This is a genomic window from Arthrobacter terricola (genome assembly GCF_004354015.1).
Classification (GTDB): Bacteria; Actinomycetota; Actinomycetes; order Actinomycetales; family Micrococcaceae; genus Arthrobacter; species Arthrobacter terricola.
In genome coordinates, this window is sequence record NZ_SMRU01000022.1 from 20488 (window position 1) to 38885 (window position 18398).

The following is an 18398-nucleotide window of genomic DNA, read 5'->3' on the forward strand; positions in this document are numbered from 1 at the left end:
GCTCTGAATCATGAACTTTTCAGACGCAACAGTGCCGAAGGCGAGTTCGGCACTGTGGGAGACGGGGGCGAAGTACATTCCGCGCCCCGTCCCTTCAGCACTGATCGCCAGAAATGGCGTCGAATCCTCCCCCTGCGGCATCACCTTGGATAGCGTCCGATGACGCCGCCGAACACGGTGACCGCGTCGCTAGAGCGCTTCACCATCAAACTCCCATTCACAGTCCTGCAGGAGCGGCTTGCCCGCGTCCGGTCCGCTCTCGCCGAGCAGGGTCTGGATGCGGTGGTCGCCTTCGGCTCCCCGCGCCTGCTCGGCTCGCGCACCAAGACCAGCGGATACATCCAGTACCTGGCCGGGTTCGCCGCCAAGCACACCCCCTCCACCGTCGTCCTCACGGCGTCGGACGCCGCGGTGCTGACCTTCGGCCCGCACGAGACCCGCGAGTGCACCGAGCGCTCCGGCTGGCTGGGCGACGTCATCCAGAGCGGCGAGCAGCGGCTGCATCCCGCGGCCGCCGTCCGGTTCCTCTCCGACGCCGGCCTCGGCGCCGGGTCGCGGATCGGCGTCATCGGCGTCGAGGAGCTCAGCCACGCGACCCACGTCGCGCTAGAGCAGGAGTTCGCCGCCTACGCGACCGTCACCGCCGACAGCATCCTGGACCGGCTGCGGCTGACCCGCGCGCCGGAGGAGGTGGAGATGATCCGCATCTCCGCGAAGATCTCCGATGCCATGGTCGCAGCCGCTTTCGCTGAATCGACGCGTCCTGGAGCATCCGGACCCTCCATCATGGCCGAGATCGAGCATACGGGTCGGCTTCTCGGCGCCGACCTGGCCAACTGCTGGCTCTCGGTAGGGGAGGAACCCCCCACCACGTATTTCGAGTTCATGGAGCTTCCCCCGGAGGTCACCTCGCGCGACCGTGTGCAGATGGGCACCACCACTGCCTACGAGGGATACTTTGGTCAGTGCCTCAGGATGGGAGTCCGGGGAACTCCTAGCCGAGAGCTCGCAGAGTATTCCGAAATCCTTCTGAAGATCCAGGACGCGGCCCTCGCGGTCATGCGTCCTGGGGAGCCCCTGCATCGCGTCATCGACGTCATCGAAGACCTGTACGCGAAGCACGCTCCCTTCTCTCGGGAGACGGACCCGTTCCGTTTCCAGAGCTGCCACGGGCTCGGCCTGACTTACGTCGAGCCCGGGATGGCGCGGGACCTGAACCCCCTCCGGGACAAGTCCCTCGATCCGTCCGGCGTCCTCATCGAGCCGGGAATGGTCATCGAAGTGCACCCCAACTTCACCGTTCCCGGACTCGGATGCGTTGTCGCCGGCGACATGGCCCTCGTCAACGACGACGGAGCCGAATGGATCACCGAGTCACCCAGAGGCGTCTGGGAACTCTGATCCCTCACCCGCGGGGTGAGCGTTGCACGACACCCCCGCCGCAGGCCATTCAGGCCGAGCGGTGACAACTACACAGCGACACCGGAGGCACTCCAAAAGAGCCTTCGATTAGCAAGACCCCCACCCTCAAGGGTCTGCTGAGCGGAGATGCCTGAACCGGACAGGGCGCTGCCCGCGCCCTGAGAAATCACCGATTCTCATTCACAGGAGTACTCCATGTCCTTTCAGCATCCTCACCGCGGGTTCGCCCTCGGTGCTGCAATCCTCGCGATCCCTCTCGTTGTCGCGTCCCTGAGCGGCTGTACCGCCGGCAGGGCCTCCGACGGCAGCGCGACCTCCGGGTCCTCGTCGGTCGTCGTCGGCTTCAAGCACGAGTTCAATACCATGGATCCGCTGCACGCCGACTACGCCCAGACCAACATGGTCGACAACATCGTCTACGAGCCGCTCGTGCAGTTCGACGCCGCCAACGACAACAAGATGGTCGGGATGCTCGCGACCGCCAACAGGGTCTCGCCCGACGCGAAGTCGATCGAGTTCACGCTACGCGAGAATGTCGTGTTCCACGACGGCACCCCGTTCACGGCCAAGGACGTCAAGTTCAGCCTCGACCGCTACGTTCGTCTCGGTCAGGGCATCGCGTCGCAGCTCGCCGGCTACAAGTCGACGACCATCGTGGACGACTCGCACGTCGTGGTGAACCTCAGCGCACCGAACGCGTTCTTCATCAGCGGCCTGGCCGACGTCTACATCATGGAGGCCGCCGCCGTGTCCGCGCACGCGGGCACCGACGACAGCCAGGGCTGGCTGCAGTCGCACGAGGCCGGCACCGGCCCGTACGAGGGCTCCAGCACCTCCTCGCCCGACGGCACGACGGCGACGCGCTTCGACAAATACTGGAACTTCGACGCCACGCGTCCGAAGCAGCTGGTCTTCCGCCGCATCGATGAGAGCGCGACCGAGCACGACGAGCTGAAGGCCGGCAACATCGACGTCGCCCTCGGCCTGACCGCGAGCGATGCGGAGAGCCTGAAGGGCACCTCCGGCCTCGCCGTCAACTTCGTGAAGACCCCGGGCCAGACGGAGCTGTTCTTCAACAACTCGACCGGTCCCACCGCCGACCCGAAGATCCGCGAGGGTCTCAAGCTGGCGTTCGACTACGCCGGCGGCTACAGCCGGATCCTCGCCGGCGAGGGTACAATCTCCAACGGCATCCTCTCGCCCGCCTTCACCTGCCTCCCGGCCCCGACGCCGTCGGTGCAGGACAAGGCCAAGGCCAAGCAGCTGCTCGCCGGCCTCGGCTCGACGTCGCTGGACCTGCGCTACCAGTCCGTCGACGACACGCAGACCCAGCTGGCGACGCTGTTCCAGTCCAACCTGAAGGACCTGGGCGTGAACATCAACCTCGTGCCGATCGCGTTCCCGGACTACCTGAAGACGCTGTCGAGCCCGTCGACGATCCCGTCGCTGATGCTGCTGAACGACTACATCATGACCTCGGACCCCGGCGCGGGCCTGGACAAGCTGTATAACTCGGCCAACATCGGCAGCACCAACAAGGGCGCGTACAAGAACGCGAAGGTCGATGCGCTCCTGGACCAGGCTCGGGTCACTACGGACCTCGCCCAGCGCTGCACCCAATACAAGCAAGTCGAGACCCAGGTCGAGTCCGACTCGGCGGCCGCCTACATGTACCAGGTGGCGTTCCCGGTCGGATACCGCAGTGACCTCAAGGGCATCACGGCCTCCTGGTCCGCGACGCCGATCTCGTTCCAGACCCTCCGTCTGGGGTGAGTCACATGGCCAACAACAGTCCCGCACGTCAGACAGCCGTCTTCCTCGTACGGAAGGCCGTGTCGTCGGTCATCACCCTGATCGGCTTGAGCATGTTCGTCTTCCTGATGGTCAAGCTCATCCCGGGCGACGAGGCCCGCGTGGCGGCCGGCGAGAACGCCACCCCCGCGCAGGTCGAGGCCGTCCGCAAGAGCCTGGGCCTGGATCAGCCCTTCTTCGTGCAGCTCCTCCAGTTCTTCGGGCGCCTGCTGCACGGGGACCTGGGCACGTCGATCACGACCCATCAGTCGGTCCTGCAGGGGATCGAGCAGGTGATGCCGCAGACCATCGAGCTGGTGGTCCTGGCGATCATCATCATCATCTCGGTAGTGACGCCGCTGGCCACGCTGTCGGCGCTGCGCCGTGACGGCGCGACAGACGTCGCGATCAAGCTGTTCGTGATCCTCAGCGCCGCCATGCCGACCTTCTGGCTGGCTCTGCTTCTGCAGTACCTGCTGGGCACTCAGATCGGGATCGTCCCGATCTCGGGTCGCCTTTCGCGCCAGTTCAACATCCCGACCCAGACCGGGGCGGTGGTGGTGGACTCGCTCCTGGCGGGCAACCCCCTGGCGGCCTGGGACGGTCTGCAGCATCTGATCGTCCCTGCCATCGTCCTGGCCCTCCCGTTCGGCGCCCAGCTGTACCGCATCCTGCGCGCCGAGCTCATCCAGGTCCTGTCCCGTGAGCACCTCACGGTGGCGCGCGCGAAGGGTGTGCCCCAGCGCCAGCTGGTCTGGCGGCACGTGCTGCCGAACTCCATCGGTCCGGGGATCACCCTCGTCGGCATTCAGTTCGGCGCCATGACGGGCGCCGCGGTCTTGGTCGAGGGCGTGTTCGGTCTGGTGGGAGTCGGCTCCTACCTCACCAACGCGGTCGCCCAGAAAGACACCTTCGCCGTCCTCGGCGGGGTGCTGGTGATTGGTGTCCTGGTGGTCGTGTCCAACTACGTCGTCGATGTCCTCCAGCTGATCCGCGACCCGCGTCTGCGGGCAGGGCAGCTGGGCTAGGAGCTTGAAATGAGCAACACTCTCACAAAGATCGCGCCCCTGCGGCGCAGAACCGTCCGGGCGATCACCGGTGTCTCCGGAGTCCAGGTCATCGTTCCCATCATGGTCGCGCTCCTGGTGATCCTCGCGATCGTCGGTCCGCTGATCGCGCCCTTCGACGCGGTCTACCGGTCCAACATCCTGGATTCGCTGCAGGCGCCGAGCGCGGCGCACTGGCTCGGCACCGACGGGCAGGGTCGCGACGTCTTCTGGCGCATCATCGCCGGGGCGCAGTCCTCGCTGCTGTCCTCGGTGCTGATCGTCACGGGCTTCTCGGTCCTCGGCATCCTGGTGGCGACCATCGCCACCCTGGGCGGCAAGAGGGCCGACGAGATCGTCATGCGGATCGTGGACGCCGCCCTGGCGTTCCCGCCGATCATCTTCGCCCTCGGTGTCGCCGCGGCGCTCGGCCCGAGCCTCAGCTCGGCCGTCATCGCCATGATCCTCACCGGATGGCCCGTCACGGCCCGCCTGCTGCGCGGCGTCATGAAGGAGACGATGAGCCAGCCGTTCATCGAGAACGCCCGGGTCCTGGGCGTTTCGCGGACCCGACTGATGCTCCACCACGTGCTGCCGAACTCCCTCGACGTGCTCGTGGTCAAGTGGGCCGGCGACATCGGCAACACGATCCTGATCCTCGGTGGTCTGTCGTTCGTCGGAGTCGGCGCGCAGCCGCCGAGCGCCGAATGGGGCGCCATGGTGACCGGCGCGAAGAACGTGATCGCCACGGCTCCGTGGGCGGCACTCGCCCCCGGTTTCGCGATCGCCCTGACCGCCCTCGCCTTCGGCCTCCTGGGCGACATCCTCCAGGTCCGATTCAACCCCGCGCTCCGCAGAAGGTGAGTCCCGAACAATGAACACAATCATGACTGCTCTCCCGGAGCAGACCGACACCCGTCCGGAGGTCGACGCGCTGCTCTCGGTGCGCAACCTCACCATCGATGCGGGTACCAAGCCCGACCCCATCCGGCTCGTCCAGGATTTCAGCCTCGACATGTTCCCGGGCGACCGGGTGGCACTGGTGGGCGAGTCCGGATCCGGCAAGTCGGTCACGGCCCGCTCGATCATGCGACTCGACCCGGACTTCCGGCTGTCCGGCAGCGTTCGCTTCCAGGGGCAGGATCTCCTGAAGCTCAGCGACCGGCAGATGGTCCGCGTCCGCGGGCACAAGATCGGCATGGTCTTCCAGGACCCGATGGGCGCGCTCAACCCGCTCATCACGATCGGCGAGCAGGTGATGGAGCCGCTGCGGATCGCGGGCGTGTCCCGTTCCGAGGCGGAACGCCGGGCGAAGGACGTCCTGGACGAGCTCGGCGTGGTGAACGCGGCGGCCCGCATGAAGGCATACCCGCACGAGTTCTCCGGCGGGATGCGGCAGAGGGTCGTCCTAGCGATGGCGCTCATCTCGAACCCGTCTCTCATCATCGCGGACGAGCCCACCACCGCCCTGGACGTCCGCGTCCAGGAGCAGGTGCTGACGCTGATGGACAAGGTGTCCAAGGAGCGCGGCCTGGCCGTTCTCCTGATCACCCACGACCTCGGCACCGTGGCCGGCTTCACTGACCGCGTGGCGGTCATGTACTCCGGTCGCAAGGTGGACGAGGCGACAGTGGACAACCTGTTCGAGCACCCCGCGCACCCCTACACCCAGGGCCTGCTGCAGGCGGTGCCGCGCATCGATCAGACCGTCCCGCGGCTGCTCACCATCGCCGGTGCGCCGCCGCACCCGGCGGCCCGGCCCGCGGGGTGCGCGTTCAACCCGCGCTGCCCCAAGGCCTTCGACCTCTGCCGGCAGGAGGTGCCGGAGCTGCGGCCCGCGCCCGGCGGCGGGGTCGTGGCCTGCCATCACTACCCCGAAGCCGAAGCCGAAGCCGAAGCCGAAGCAGGAGAGGAGCAGGGAGCATGAGCCTGTTGGAACTGCGCGATGTGTGCAAGACCTTCCACGCGTTCGGCCGCGAGCCCGTCAAGGCACTCCGCGACATCAACCTGACGGTCGAGGAAGGGACGATCACGGGCCTCGTGGGCGAGTCGGGATCCGGCAAGACCACGATCATCAAGAGCATCATGGGCTTGGAGAAGCCCACGAGTGGGACGATCACCTACGACGGAATCAACATCCCGGAGGCCAAGGGCGACGAGCTGCGGCGCGTGCGGCGCGAGGTGCAGTTCGTGTTCCAGGACCCGACATCCAGCCTGAATCCGCGCATGACCGTGGAGAAGCTGGTGGGCGAGGGCCTCTTGGTGCACAAGCTGGAGACCGACCGGTCCCGGCGTCGCGCCCGCGTCGCCGACCTGCTCACCATGGTGGGCCTCAGCGACCGCGACCTCGATCGCCACCCGCGGTCGTTCTCGGGCGGTCAGCGCCAGCGCATCGCCATCGCGCGTGCGCTCGCGATCGGGCCGAAGCTCCTGATCTGCGACGAGCCGGTGTCCGCGCTGGACGTTTCGGTGCAGGCGCAGGTGCTCAACCTGCTGCAGGACATGCAGGAGGAGCTGGGCTTCACGGTGCTGTTCATCGCGCACGACCTCGCGGTGGTGCGCCAGATCTGCTCGCGCGTCGCGGTCATCCAGTCCGGTCAGATCGTGGAGGAGGGACCGTCGGAGACGGTGCTGGCCAATCCGACGCATCCCTACACCCAGGCTCTGCTGCGGGCCGTGCCCAACCCGAACCCGACCGTCGCACGGCAACGGGCGCAGGAACGACTCGCAGAGGAGAAGGTGGCGTGATGATCGACACCAAGGCATCGGCCCACCGCATCCGCGTCGGCGTCGACGGCAAGAAGATCCCGGAATCGGCGAAGCGCGGACCGCTCGCCACCATCGATCACGCTCACGAGCTGGGTATGGACGGGCTGTTCTTCCGCACGGTGCTGGACATGAGTCCGACGCTGGATGTCGGGGAGCTGCACGCGCTGCGTCAGCGCGCGGACGAGCTGGACCTCTACCTCGAGACCGGCCTCGGCAAGGTGAACCCGTACGCGAATCCGGAGGCACCGGAGCTCCGGGCCATCGGCGACGGCGACATCCTGCACGGCTTCCGGCGGATGATGGAGGCCTGTGCCGCCATCGAGTGCCGGGAGCTATGGGTCGCGACGGCCAACTTCAAGGGGACGTACTTCGGCCGTCTCGCGTACGACCGGTTCCGCACCGACGTGGACTGGGCGGATCAGCTGGCCGCGACGGAGAAGTTCCTGAAGCGCCTCGCTCCCATCGCCCGGGATCTCGGCATCCACATGAACCTGGAGACCCACGAGGAGATCACCAGCTTCGAGCTGGTGCGCCTCGTGGAGGCGGTCGGGCCGGATGCCACGGGCATCGTGTTCGACACGTCCAATGTCCTCCAGCGGATGGAGCACCCCGTGTTCTCGGCGCGGCGCGTGGCGCCATACGTCCGCCAGACGCACCTGAAGGACGCCTATGTGGCGCACGACGACGGCGGACTCGCCCACCAGCTGCGGCCGTACGGCGAGGGCGTGGTCGACTTCGCGGGCGTGCTGCCGATCATCGTGGCCGCCAACCCGACCATGAACGTGACGATCGAGCCGCCGCAGTCCTACCTGGACAAGGCGCCGGCGGCGCGTCCGCGCGTGATCGAAGCGTTCGATCCCGAGTTCCTTGCCGGGCACCCCGACCTGGGAGTCGAAGAGCTAGCCGCGTACCTGGACATGGTCCACACCTACGAGGAGCGGATCGCGTCGGGCGAGGTTGCGGACTGGCGCCGGTATCTGACGGAGCCCTACGAGTACGACGAAGCGGTCCGGGCCATCCGGGGCGGCGCCCGCATGGCCCGGACCATCATCGCCGACGCTGGCTACCCGCTGCACACCCCGGTCGAGGAGTCCGTGGGCGCATTCTGAGCGGGCAGGAACACGCGAGCACCAGTCTGGTGCGCATCCCAGCGGTGCGCACCGGACCGGTGCCGGATGAGCACGAAGAACGAATGACGATTGACGAAGGACGAGACATGATCAACCCCAACCGTGAATACCGGGTCGAGGGGAGCCACTGGGTCAGCCCGGTCAACTTCGATGACGAGGTCACCCGCGACTTCGATTTCCCGCGCCCGCTGGGCCTGATCGACAGCACGCTGCGCAAGATCAACTACACCGCCGGCAACACGACCACCACGGACGGCTACCTGCGCATCGCGCAGGCGCTCGAGGACATCGGCATCCGCGACGAGAGCCTGAACCTCGACTGGTGGGGCGACGACGAGCCGAACGCCCGCGAGCTGGCGCTGGTCCGCGAGATCCTCGCCGGCGGTTTCGGGTTCACCTGCAACGTGTACGCCGACACGCTCCTCGGCAACGGCGCTGGCACGCCGCGCATCGACCCGCGTTCCACCGTCGACCTCCTGCTGTCGCTGGGCGCGAAGGTCATCGCTCCCGGGATCGTTGAGGCGCCGTCGTCGGAGGCCGAGTCCCTCCAGCTGCGTCAGCTCGCGGAGGTCACCGAATACGCCGCCTCCAACGGACTGGAGTGGACCGTCACCCTCGCCCAGGCCGGGCGACGCGGCTTCGACTCCATGCTGCGGGTGGCCAACGAGGCCGTCGCGCTCGGCGCGAAGCGGATCGACCTCATGGATTCCACCAGCAGCCTCAGCCCCGAGGCCATGCGGGTGTTCATCCGCCGCTTCCGCGCAGGGCTCGCCACCGCGGTACCGATCACGATGCACGTGCACGACGACTTCGGGCTCGGGACGGCCGCCGCGATCGCCGCGGCCGCAGCCGGTGCCGGTCCAGACGTGTCGGTCAACGGTGTCTCGTACCGGTGCGGCTTCCCGCCGCTGGAGGAGGTCGCCACGAGCCTCGAGGTGCTGTACGGCGTCGACACCGGCATCGAGCTGGAGCGCCTGCAGGCCCTTTCCGACCTCGTGTACGAGGAGACCGGCATCCCGAATCCGCCGCTTAAGCCCGTCACCGGCGGGTACGCCTTCCTGAAGAGCACGGCGGCCGACGCCCTCAGCGCTCTGCGTGACGGACTGCGAACGTTCCCGCCGATCTCCGGATGCGTGCACGCCGACGTGGTCGGTGCGGACATCCGCTGGGTGTGGGACCGCCTCAGCACGCGGTCCATGGTGCGTCAGCTGGCTGTCAACATCGGTCTCGAGCTCGACGACGACGAGGTGGAGGCCGGATACCGGGCCCTCAATGCGGCGATCGACGAGATCACGGAGTACCCGCGCTGGCTTTCCCCCGAGCAGGCGGAAGCCGTGCTGCGGGCGTCGGTCCGGGTCGGCGAACCGAGCGCCGTATGAGTTCGCCGGCCGTCGACGCATTCCGCGTCGCCATGGGCGGCCTGCGGGACGTTTCCGAGCTGGGCGCGCTCGTGGAGGACGGGAGGCTGAATCCCGACGACATCGTGGCGGTCACCGGGAAGACCGGCGGATTCGGCGACACTTACGGCTCGAGCCGGGTGGATGCCGATCACGCCGTGCGCCGGTTCCTGCTCGACCACGGCAGCCGGTCGGCGGCAGATGTTGAGGCGATCCCGATGGCGTTCAGCGCGGGTGTCGGCACGATCATGACGCCGCACCTGGTCGTGTACACACGCACCCCCGCGGAGCCCGCGGCGGACGGCCTTCCCCGGCTCGCGGTCGGCGGCGCCTCATCCGCGCCGATCCTTCCGGAGTGGTTCGGGTCGACCGCGCACGTGCAGGCGAATGCGGATGCCGTCCGGGCCGCCGCCTCCGATGCGGGGATGGCACCGGGCGACATCGAGTTCGTGATCGGCAAGTCGTACTACCCGCCGCTCGAGGACATCGCCGCCGCGCGCGCGGCGGGCGCGCCGATCCCCGACCTCGGTGCGAAGGAGGTCTTCCGGTTCTCGAGCGGCAGCATCGCCCAGGCGGTGAAAGCGGCGGTCGACGGCGAGCCGATCCCGGATCCCTCCCGCGTCGGCACGGATCCCGACCTGTGGAGCGACAAGGTGGCTGTGTCGTCGAACATCTGGGAGGGCGCGGGAGGGGCGGGTCCGCAGACCCACCTGCTGGCGCTCGGCAACAGCCGGGGCGCCGGCGGCCGGCTGCGCGTCGGACGCGCGGTCATCGAGGATCTGCTCGACATCAGCGCCGTCACCCGCGCCGTGCGCGACGCGGGCATCCCGGTCGGCGACGGGCCGCTGCCGCCCGAGGTGCAGTCGCGGATCATCACCACATACGTCAAGTACCAGGAGCCGGTGGGCGGACGCATCCGCGGTCGGCGCCTGGTGACCGAGGATCCGACCTACATCAAGAACCTGAAGACCGTCGTCGCGAGCGCGTTCTCCGCCATGCTCCAGGACAACATGATCTGGATCTCCGCGGCCGGTGTCCAGCAGGGCCCGCCCGGCGGCGGCACGATCGCCGTCGTCCTCGACGTGAGCTGAGGGGCCGCCCTCTTCTGCCAACCATCGTGGCTTCAATCCCGCACTCCGCAAACGGTGAGGACCGGAACATGAAAACAATGACCAACACCCCAGTACAGCAGGCCGGCGAACGCCGTCCTGCTCCTGGCACTCTGCTGTCTGTACCGGACCTTACTATCGAGGCGGGCTCGAAGGAGCTTTCCGTGCGCCTCGTGGACCGTTTCAGCCTGGACATGGCCCCGGGCGACCGAGTGGCCCTGGTAGGTGAATCGGGTTCAGGGAAATCTGTCACAGCCCGTGCCATCATGCGTGTGGATCCTGACTTCCGTCTCTCCGGCAGCATCGACTTCCAAGGCCAGAACCTACTGAAGCTCAGCGAGAAGGACATGGTTTCTGTCCGCGGGCACAAGATCGGCATGGTCTTCCTGGACCCGATGGGCGCGCTCAATCCGCTCATGACGATCGGCGAGCAGGTGATGGAGCCGCTGCGGATCGCGGGAGTGAAGCGCGCGGAGGCCGAGCGCCGGGCCAAGGCCGTGCTGGAGGAACTCGTCGTGGTGAACGCGGCGGCCCGCATGAAGGCGTACCCGCACGAGTTCTCCGGCGGCATGCGGCAGAGGGTCGTCCTGGCAATGGCGCTCATCTCGAACCCGTCCCTGATCATCGCGGATGGGCCCACTACAGCCTTGGACGTCCGCGTCCAGGAGCAGGTCCCTCACCCTGATGGACAAGATGTCAAAGGAACGGGGTCTGGCCGTGCTCCTGATCACCCACGACCTCGGCACAGTGGCCGGCTGGCGCAGCTACCTCACCCAGCCGTATGAATACGCCTAGGCCGTGGAATGCATCAAGACCGGCGCCCGCATGGCCCGGTCCATCATCGGCTCCGCCGGTTTCCCACTTCACACACCCCTGGCGCAGACTGCCACCGCTCGCCACTGATTTCAGCAAAGGACAAAAACATGATCAATCCCAACCGCGAATACCGGCTGGAGGGCAGCCACTGGGTAAGCCCCGTCAACTTCGATGACGAGGTCACCCGCGACTTCGACTTCCCCAACACGTTGGGCCTGATCGACAGCACGCTGCGCAAGACGAACTACACCGCCGGCGCCGAGACCACTATCGACGGCTTCCTCCGGATCGCCCAGGCCCTTGAGGACATAGGCATCAAGGATGAGAGCCTCAACTTGGATTGGTGGGGCGACGATACCCCGAACCCTCGGGAACTGGAGATGGTCCGGGAAGTCCTGGCCGGGGGCTTCGCCTTCACCTGCAACGTCTACGCGGACACCCTGCTGGGCAACGGCGACGGACCTCCGCGCATCGACCCCCGCTCCACGGTGGACCTCCTGCTGTCCATTGGCGCGAAGGTGATCGCGCCGGGGATCGTGGAGGCCTCGTCCCCGGAAAGCGAGGCCCGGCAGCTGCGCCAGCTGGCCGAGGTTGTGGAGTACGCCACCTCTTGCGGCCTGGAGTGGACCGTCACCCTGGCCCAAGCGGGACGTCGGGGCTTCGATAGCATGATGCGCGTGGCCAACGAGGCCGTGGCGCTCGGCGCCAAGAGGATCGATCTCATGGACTCCACCAGCAGCCTCAGCCCCGAGGCCATGCGCGTATTCATCCGGCGCTTCCGTTCGCGGCTCGCCACCGAGGTTCCGCTGACCATGCACGTGCACGACGACTTCGGACTCGGAACGGCAGGTGCCATCGCCGCGGCTGCCGCGGGTGCCGGCCCTGACGTTTCCGTCAACGGAGTCTCCTACCGCTGCGGCTTCCCGCCGCTGGAGGAAGTGGCCACCAGCCTGGAGGTCCTTTACGGCGTGGACACCGGCATCAAGCTGTCCGGTCTGCAAGCGCTTTCCGACCTCGTCTGTCAGGAGACCGGCATACCGAACCCGGCCCTCAAGCCGGTCACGGGAGGCTACGCGTACCTTAAGAGCACCACCGCCGATGTGCTTAGTTCCCTGCGGGACGGTGTCCGGACCTTCCCGCCGATCTCCGGATGCCTCCACGCGGACGTGGTGGGCGCCGACATCCGCTGGGTCTGGGATCGCCTCAGCACCCGCGCCATGGTACGCCAGCTCGCCGCCAACCTGGGCTTGGAGCTCAGCGGTGCGGAGGTCGAGGCAGTCTACAAAGCCCTCAACGACGCCATTGACGCCATCGAGGAGTACCCCCGCTGGCTGACCCCGGAGCAGGCAGCGGCCCTGTGCCAGGAGACGGTGGACTCTCTCACGTCGGGTGAGCCGGCGATGAGCACGGAGACCACGGTGTACGGTGGCCTGGAGGTCTTCAACGCCCTGCCGGAAACCGAGGCCCTGACGGCGGTCGCCAGCTGCTGCCCCCTGCCGGAGTGGGGCGCGATGGTGGTCTCCGCCCGGCCGTTCCGCTCGGTGGAGGAGGCCGAGGACCAGTCAGGGGTGGCCACACGGGCCATCCCCGATGGGGTCCTCCCGGACGTGCTCAACGAGTTTCCGCCCATCGCGGTGGACCGTGGCGGCGAGTCCCGGGCAGCCAACTGGTCCCGCCAGGAGGAGGCCGCAATCCACGCCTCTGCGAGTGACGTGAAGGCCCAACTCGTGGAGACGGGTCTGAAATTCAAGGAACGTTTCGGCTACACCTTCGTCATAGCGGCCACCGGGCGGACCAGCTCCGAGGTCCTCGAGGCCATGAAGGAACGGCTGCGGGCCGAGCCCGGACAAGAACTGGGCAGGTCCCGGCAGCAGCTGGAGCTGATCTGCCGGATGCGCATCGCCAAGCTGATGCAGCAATTGGCCCCCAGCGTCCAGATGAGCCTCTGATGCTTCCAACGGCGAACTCCTTGGAGACACGTTCGGTCACCATGACTGGAAGTTTGATTCGTTTGCCACGGCCCATTGGATTTGCCGTCCTAGGAAGAAGGGCAAGGAAGGAACGGTATGGCTCACGGAAATGACGGTGTGCGCCTTGGAATGCTAGTTCCGTCATCAAATACCTGCCTGGAGCCGGTCACTTACCGGCTGCTGGGCGGCGTGCCTGAGGTCACCGCGGCCTTGCCACCCCCTACACCGCGGACGTGAACGTGAGGATCGCGGCGGAGTTCGCGGTACAAGGGGTGGAAATAGTCTCCGAATCCCACATGTGAATCGAGGACAACAAGGCGTTTGCTCGCATCCCTGGAGATGCCGTTGCCGCAGGAGTCCGGGCAGCGGCATCGAACGCGCAAGCAGTGACAATCCTCTGCACGAACCTTCACGGCGCGTCAGTGGCCCCGATTCTGGAGCCAGAGTTGGGGATTCCTGTCTTCGATAGCGTTGCGGTCACCCTTTGGCAGTCGCTCCGGCTAGTGGCACCGGCGCTTACTGCAGGGTTCGGAACTCTCCTTCAAGATGACGCCTTCCGGTCACGTTTTCAAGCTCTCTGCGATTCGCTGCTGAGTGACAAATCCGCGGACCGTATTACTCTTCATCTGGTTATTGCTGAGCGTAATTTCCGAGGAGTTTTTCCGGTTGTGGAGTCTGTTGGGCCGGGAGATCCGCCAGCGCGCCGGCGTACCAGTGGTGGACGGGGTGGCGGCCGCGGTTAGCATTGCAGAATCGCCGGTCCGGCTGGGATTGTCCACCTCCAAAGTTCGGACCTACGGCACGCCGCGGCCCAAGAAAGTCATCGGTTGGCCATTCGAGCACAAGGACCTTGAAGCGGATTCCTACGCGACGGCCAATGCTTAGGGCCGTACCCTTGCACCTCGGATGAACCGGGGAAACGACATTACCAGAACTCCCGCAACTAGCGGCCCGGACTCGGATCGGGCGCAACGAAAGGAACCGCAGATCATGGTCAAAGCTATCTGGAACGGAGAAGTCATTGCCGAATCGGATGACACCATCCTGGTCGAGGGCAATCACTACTTTCCCCGCGGTGCCGTTGACGACCGGTATCTGACGGACAGCGACATATACTCGATCTGCCCGTGGAAGGGCCAAGCAAGTTACTTCAGCCTACAAGTCAACGGCCGGCGGAATGCCGACGCCGCGTGGTACTACCCCGACCCCAAGAAACGCGCGCTTTCCATCAAGGACCGCGTAGCCTTCTGGCGCGGGGTCATCATCGAGGAGTAACACCCGCGCAGTGAGTGCTTTGTACGGCTGGCATGTCTGACGGATCCGGCCTGCTGACGCAATCCAAAAGAGGGGTGTGCACAATGTGCACCCCCCGGCCGTCGGACAGGGCCGTCGGACAGGGCCGTGTCGGACTGGGCCGTACCGGTGCCGGACTGGGCCGTACCGGTGCCGGACTGCGCCGTACTCGGCATGTTTTCGGCGGTTCCCCGGGACTCCATTACCGCCTCGAGTTCCCTGCACCTTTACAGCCACGGTTGCGTCGTGGATGACCGGGCGGAGAATTCTCAGGTTGCTTGGTCACGCGCGGGACTTTCTGCGTGTTTTAGTGCAGGTTCACCAGGAGTACGTAGCTGAACGTTCCTAGTCCGACGCTGAGAAGCGTGCGGCGGCCACCGAGCAGATGGGCGGTGACGGTAACCCCGACGGCGACAACCGCGGGCAGCAGGTGCTCGGGACTGCCCAGGACTTCCCCCTTCACAGTGGAGCAAGCGAGGATCACCAGTATCCCGGCCGGCATCCAGTGGGAAAGCTGCTTGACCAGTGCCGACCGTCGAAGAGGTCCCAGGGCCGCGAAGGGAACCGCCCTGAGGGCGAAGGTGATGCTGAAGACGATGGCCAGCACCGCGACGATGTACCAAGTGTCAGGCATGGTCTTCTCCTGTCGGGGTGGATGCAGTCTTACGGCCAAAGAAGAAGTGCCGCGCCACGAGCAGGAAAACAAACATCACTAGCCCTGCGAAAAGTGCCGCGTTCGGCATGAACAGCACCGCTGCGGTGTATGAAGCAGCCCCCAACACAAGCGACGGAAGCTCCTTGCGCGACTTCACGGCGTCAAGCGTCAACGTCACGAACAACGCGCACAGCGCGAACTCAAGACCTTCGATGCGTATGGGAAGCACCGCGGCGACCGCGAGGCCGGTCAGGCCACCGCCCACCCAGTAAGCCTGGAAAGCCACTTGCATGCTGATCAGGCGCTGGCTGTTCCAGTTCCCTTTCGAAGCAGCCGTGACGGCGTACGCTTCGTCGATGAGGGCATACATTGAATATGTCTTCGCCAATGGCGACTTCACGACATGCAGCGGAAACGTGAAGCTATAGAACACATGCCGGAAGTTCACCAGCAAGGTGGTCAGGGCCACTGTGGCCAGCGGAGTCATTGCTGTCATCATGCCGATCAATAACAGCTCAAGTGAGCCGGCAAATCCCGAGATCGACAGGGCAGGGGCAACCCACCACGGCAGGCCGGATTGGACAACCAGGAGGCCGAACGCGATACCGAGGGGAAACATGCCCAAGCCGGCGGCGAACGAGTCCTTGATACCTGCCTTGATTGGGTGAGTGGGGGGCGCAGAGACAATGGCGGTGTGGTTCACGTCTTCCATGGTCCTGGAATACGGTTGCCACGCGATTGCCAATATTGCTTGACCCGTCGGTTATGGAGCAACATATGCGTATGGATCGAATTGACCGTGCAATAATCCGCGAACTCACGTTGAATGGACGCATTTCCAATGTGGACTTGGCCGACAAGGTGAACCTGACTCCAGGCCCCTGCCTGCGCAGAGTGCAGCGGCTCGAAGAGTCCGGGACCATACTCGGCTATCGCGCAGTGGTTGACACCGCGGCGCTCGGACGGGGCTTCGAAGTGATCCTCGACGTCGACCTGAAAGCATTCGATCGCGAGACGGTCTACGCTTTCGAAGCCTCCATGGCCGGATTCGACGAAGTGACCGAGATCCGCCGGATGTTCGGTTCGCCGGACTACTTTGTCCGGGTCGCCGTCAGCGACCTGCAAGCCTACGAAGCCTTCCTCAGCGAAAGCGTGATGGCCCTCCCTGGAATCCTCAAGGTGCATTCGAGGTTCACTATGAAGTCGGTCAAGTCGCCGCAATAGCTGCGCGGTGTCCGAACCGGGGCAAACCCAGCCTCGCAGAATGACGGCAACGACGTTGCAGCTTTGGTTCAGGCTGCGTAAATTCATTGCGCCGATGGGCTCTTCTGAGGGTGGATTGGCAATCGCGTGTCGCTTTGCCCTCGCTAAAGTTGGTGGATCTTCCCCAACCTGCAAGGAACAGCTGTGACGCAAAGTACTTCCACAGACCTCCACAATCCGACGACGTCATCCACTGCCGTTGGTAGTTCCACCCTCAGCGCCGAGGGCTACAAGAAGACCCTGAGTCGTCGTCATGTGACCATGATCGCGATGGGCGGCGCGATCGGCGTCGGCTTGTTCATGGGTGCCGGCGGGCGCCTGGCCTCCACCGGGCCCGCCCTGATCTTCTCCTATGCCATTGCCGGGGTCATCGCCTACCTGCTGATGCGGGCCCTCGGCGAACTGATCATGTACCGCCAGACCTCAGGCTCGTTTGTCAGCTACGCGGGGGAAATGTTCGGCAGGAAGGGCGCGTACCTGTCCGGGTGGATGTATTTCATCAACTGGGCCATGACGGGCATCGCCGAGCTGATCGCGATCGGCCTGTACTTCCAGTTCTTCTTCCCGAACGTGCCCGTGGAGGCGTCCGCGATCGCCGCGCTGGTGCTGCTGGTGGCCGTGAACCTGTTCAGCGTCAAGGCCTTCGGCGAGTTCGAATTCTGGGCCTCGTGCCTGAAGGTCGCGGCGATCCTGATCTTCCTGGCGGTGGGCACGTTCATGGTGGTCACGAACGCGCAGGTCGGTGGCGGCCACGCGTCACCCACCAACCTGTTCGCCGCGGACGGGGGGATGTTCCCCAAGGGCGGGTTGGTGATGATCCTGGTGTTGAACGCGGTGATCTTCGCGTACAACGCGATCGAACTGGTCGGCATCACCGCCGGCGAGATGCAGAACCCGGAACGTGAGGTGCCCAAGGCGATCCGCGCCGTCGTGATCCGCATCGTGGTGTTCTACGTCGGTTCGGTGACGCTGCTGGCGATGCTGCTGCCCTCGGACCAGTACCACGCGGGCACCTCGCCGTTCGTGACCGTGTTCGGGCAGATGGGCCTGCCGTGGATGGGTGATGTGATGAACATGATCGTGATCACCGCTGCGCTGTCCTCGTGCAATTCGGGGCTGTATTCGATCGGGCGGATTTTCCGCACGATGGCGAATAATGGGCATGCTCCGCAGTGGCTGACGAAGATGTCCACCCGGCACGTGCCGTACGCGGCGATCCTGGCCATCGGGGCGGTGTATCTGGTGGGGATCCTGCTGAACATCTGGCTGGGCGGTTCGCACGCGTTCGACCTGGCGCTGAACACGGCATCGATCGGGGTGATCTTCACGTGGGGTTCGATCTTCGCGAGCCAGATCGCTTTGCGGAAGAAGAAGGGCAAGGTTTCGTCCCTGCCGATGCCGGGGTCGCCGTGGACCAGCTGGGCCGGGCTGGTCGCGCTTCTGGCCATCACGGTGCTGATCGGCATGGACACGATGACGGACAAGGCCACCGGCGAGGTGTTCCTCCTGGGCCTGTGGACTCTCGCGACCATCCCGTTCTTCGCCCTGGTCCTGTGGCTGGGCTGGCAGAAGGTCAAGAACAACGAACCCAAGAGCGAACTCTTCAGCTAACCCTGTGGGAATCCCGGACGCGAACTCGCCGGAACGGTGCCGGCTCGCCCGAACCTTTCGGCGACCCGGTCGCGTTCCGGCGATCTCGACAAAGGCGCTCTGCTTAGTCCCTCAAGTACCTGGCGA

The 18398-nt window shown here is 65.7% G+C and carries 16 protein-coding genes and 1 pseudogene; 15 read left to right on the top strand and 2 right to left on the bottom strand.

The annotated features are described in order from the left end of the window. Positions 1 to 159 precede the first annotated feature (159 nt). From E1809_RS17420 to E1809_RS17485, 13 genes and pseudogenes are all read left to right on the top strand, one after another. Positions 160 to 1401, top strand: a complete 1242-nt coding sequence (locus E1809_RS17420) for a M24 family metallopeptidase (RefSeq protein WP_133205508.1) — start codon at positions 160 to 162, stop codon at positions 1399 to 1401. A gap of 216 nt (positions 1402 to 1617) precedes the next feature. Beyond that, positions 1618 to 3195: an ABC transporter substrate-binding protein gene (locus tag E1809_RS17425; RefSeq protein WP_133205509.1), complete on the top strand. Its 1578-nt coding sequence runs from the start codon at positions 1618 to 1620 to the stop codon at positions 3193 to 3195. Between the two features lie 5 nt (positions 3196 to 3200). Continuing rightward, a complete protein-coding gene (locus tag E1809_RS17430) occupies positions 3201 to 4241 on the top strand; it encodes an ABC transporter permease (protein ID WP_133205510.1) in 1041 nt (346 codons plus the stop codon). A gap of 9 nt (positions 4242 to 4250) precedes the next feature. After that, positions 4251 to 5123, top strand: coding sequence for an ABC transporter permease (locus E1809_RS17435; RefSeq protein ID WP_133205511.1), 873 nt, complete (start codon positions 4251 to 4253; stop codon positions 5121 to 5123). Positions 5124 to 5145: 22 nt separating this feature from the next. Next, positions 5146 to 6186, top strand: coding sequence for an ABC transporter ATP-binding protein (locus tag E1809_RS17440; protein WP_133205512.1), 1041 nt, complete (start codon positions 5146 to 5148; stop codon positions 6184 to 6186). Continuing rightward, positions 6183 to 7007 (top strand): ABC transporter ATP-binding protein, encoded by an 825-nt coding sequence (locus tag E1809_RS17445; RefSeq protein ID WP_133205513.1) that lies wholly within the window; start codon positions 6183 to 6185, stop codon positions 7005 to 7007. Before E1809_RS17440 ends, E1809_RS17445 begins: the two co-directional genes overlap by 4 nt. Continuing rightward, positions 7007 to 8137: a sugar phosphate isomerase/epimerase family protein gene (locus tag E1809_RS17450; RefSeq protein WP_215279592.1), complete on the top strand. Its 1131-nt coding sequence runs from the start codon at positions 7007 to 7009 to the stop codon at positions 8135 to 8137. The genes E1809_RS17445 and E1809_RS17450 overlap by 1 nt, the downstream gene beginning before the upstream one ends. An 83-nt stretch (positions 8138 to 8220) precedes the next feature. Continuing rightward, positions 8221 to 9537: a hypothetical protein gene (locus E1809_RS17455; protein ID WP_205754232.1), complete on the top strand. Its 1317-nt coding sequence runs from the start codon at positions 8221 to 8223 to the stop codon at positions 9535 to 9537. Then, positions 9534 to 10646, top strand: coding sequence for a ring-opening amidohydrolase (locus E1809_RS17460; protein WP_133205514.1), 1113 nt, complete (start codon positions 9534 to 9536; stop codon positions 10644 to 10646). The genes E1809_RS17455 and E1809_RS17460 overlap by 4 nt, the downstream gene beginning before the upstream one ends. A gap of 68 nt (positions 10647 to 10714) precedes the next feature. Next, the gene (locus tag E1809_RS17465; protein WP_205754233.1) at positions 10715 to 11449 is read left to right on the top strand and encodes an ATP-binding cassette domain-containing protein; all 735 of its coding nucleotides are present in this window, start codon (positions 10715 to 10717) and stop codon (positions 11447 to 11449) included. A gap of 138 nt (positions 11450 to 11587) precedes the next feature. Continuing rightward, positions 11588 to 13429, top strand: coding sequence for a 2-oxo-4-hydroxy-4-carboxy-5-ureidoimidazoline decarboxylase (locus E1809_RS17470; RefSeq protein WP_133205515.1), 1842 nt, complete (start codon positions 11588 to 11590; stop codon positions 13427 to 13429). 699 nt (positions 13430 to 14128) lie between these two features. After that, a pseudogene (locus E1809_RS17480) lies at positions 14129 to 14335 on the top strand (hypothetical protein); the annotation flags it as partial. Positions 14336 to 14440: 105 nt separating this feature from the next. Continuing rightward, positions 14441 to 14725: a DUF427 domain-containing protein gene (locus tag E1809_RS17485; protein WP_133205516.1), complete on the top strand. Its 285-nt coding sequence runs from the start codon at positions 14441 to 14443 to the stop codon at positions 14723 to 14725. 325 nt (positions 14726 to 15050) lie between these two features. Here the strand turns inward: E1809_RS17485 and E1809_RS17490 are convergent, their stop codons facing one another. Together E1809_RS17490 and E1809_RS17495 are read right to left on the bottom strand one after the other, a co-directional pair. After that, a complete protein-coding gene (locus E1809_RS17490; RefSeq protein WP_133205517.1) occupies positions 15051 to 15377 on the bottom strand; it encodes a branched-chain amino acid transporter permease in 327 nt (108 codons plus the stop codon). Continuing rightward, the gene (locus E1809_RS17495; RefSeq protein ID WP_133205518.1) at positions 15370 to 16110 is read right to left on the bottom strand and encodes an AzlC family ABC transporter permease; all 741 of its coding nucleotides are present in this window, start codon (positions 16108 to 16110) and stop codon (positions 15370 to 15372) included. Before E1809_RS17495 ends, E1809_RS17490 begins: the two co-directional genes overlap by 8 nt. 71 nt (positions 16111 to 16181) lie before the next feature. On the opposite strand from E1809_RS17495, the gene E1809_RS17500 reads away from it, so the two are divergent. After that, positions 16182 to 16622 (top strand): Lrp/AsnC family transcriptional regulator, encoded by a 441-nt coding sequence (locus E1809_RS17500; protein WP_133205519.1) that lies wholly within the window; start codon positions 16182 to 16184, stop codon positions 16620 to 16622. A gap of 183 nt (positions 16623 to 16805) precedes the next feature. Then, positions 16806 to 18272: an amino acid permease gene (locus E1809_RS17505; protein WP_133205520.1), complete on the top strand. Its 1467-nt coding sequence runs from the start codon at positions 16806 to 16808 to the stop codon at positions 18270 to 18272. Positions 18273 to 18398 lie beyond the last annotated feature (126 nt).

Excerpts from the sequence above, each read along its gene's own strand:
- E1809_RS17420 (WP_133205508.1), top strand. The coding sequence starts at position 160 with ATGACGCCGCCGAACACGGTGACCGCGTCGCTAGAGCGCTTCACCATC.
- E1809_RS17425 (WP_133205509.1), top strand. The coding sequence starts at position 1,618 with ATGTCCTTTCAGCATCCTCACCGCGGGTTCGCCCTCGGTGCTGCAATC.
- E1809_RS17430 (WP_133205510.1), top strand. The coding sequence starts at position 3,201 with ATGGCCAACAACAGTCCCGCACGTCAGACAGCCGTCTTCCTCGTACGG.
- E1809_RS17435 (WP_133205511.1), top strand. The coding sequence starts at position 4,251 with ATGAGCAACACTCTCACAAAGATCGCGCCCCTGCGGCGCAGAACCGTC.
- E1809_RS17440 (WP_133205512.1), top strand. The coding sequence starts at position 5,146 with ATGACTGCTCTCCCGGAGCAGACCGACACCCGTCCGGAGGTCGACGCG.
- E1809_RS17445 (WP_133205513.1), top strand. The coding sequence starts at position 6,183 with ATGAGCCTGTTGGAACTGCGCGATGTGTGCAAGACCTTCCACGCGTTC.
- E1809_RS17450 (WP_215279592.1), top strand. The coding sequence starts at position 7,007 with ATGATCGACACCAAGGCATCGGCCCACCGCATCCGCGTCGGCGTCGAC.
- E1809_RS17455 (WP_205754232.1), top strand. The coding sequence starts at position 8,221 with ATGACGATTGACGAAGGACGAGACATGATCAACCCCAACCGTGAATAC.
- E1809_RS17460 (WP_133205514.1), top strand. The coding sequence starts at position 9,534 with ATGAGTTCGCCGGCCGTCGACGCATTCCGCGTCGCCATGGGCGGCCTG.
- E1809_RS17465 (WP_205754233.1), top strand. The coding sequence starts at position 10,715 with ATGAAAACAATGACCAACACCCCAGTACAGCAGGCCGGCGAACGCCGT.
- E1809_RS17470 (WP_133205515.1), top strand. The coding sequence starts at position 11,588 with ATGATCAATCCCAACCGCGAATACCGGCTGGAGGGCAGCCACTGGGTA.
- E1809_RS17485 (WP_133205516.1), top strand. The coding sequence starts at position 14,441 with ATGGTCAAAGCTATCTGGAACGGAGAAGTCATTGCCGAATCGGATGAC.
- E1809_RS17490 (WP_133205517.1), bottom strand. The coding sequence starts at position 15,377 with ATGCCTGACACTTGGTACATCGTCGCGGTGCTGGCCATCGTCTTCAGC.
- E1809_RS17495 (WP_133205518.1), bottom strand. The coding sequence starts at position 16,110 with ATGGAAGACGTGAACCACACCGCCATTGTCTCTGCGCCCCCCACTCAC.
- E1809_RS17500 (WP_133205519.1), top strand. The coding sequence starts at position 16,182 with ATGGATCGAATTGACCGTGCAATAATCCGCGAACTCACGTTGAATGGA.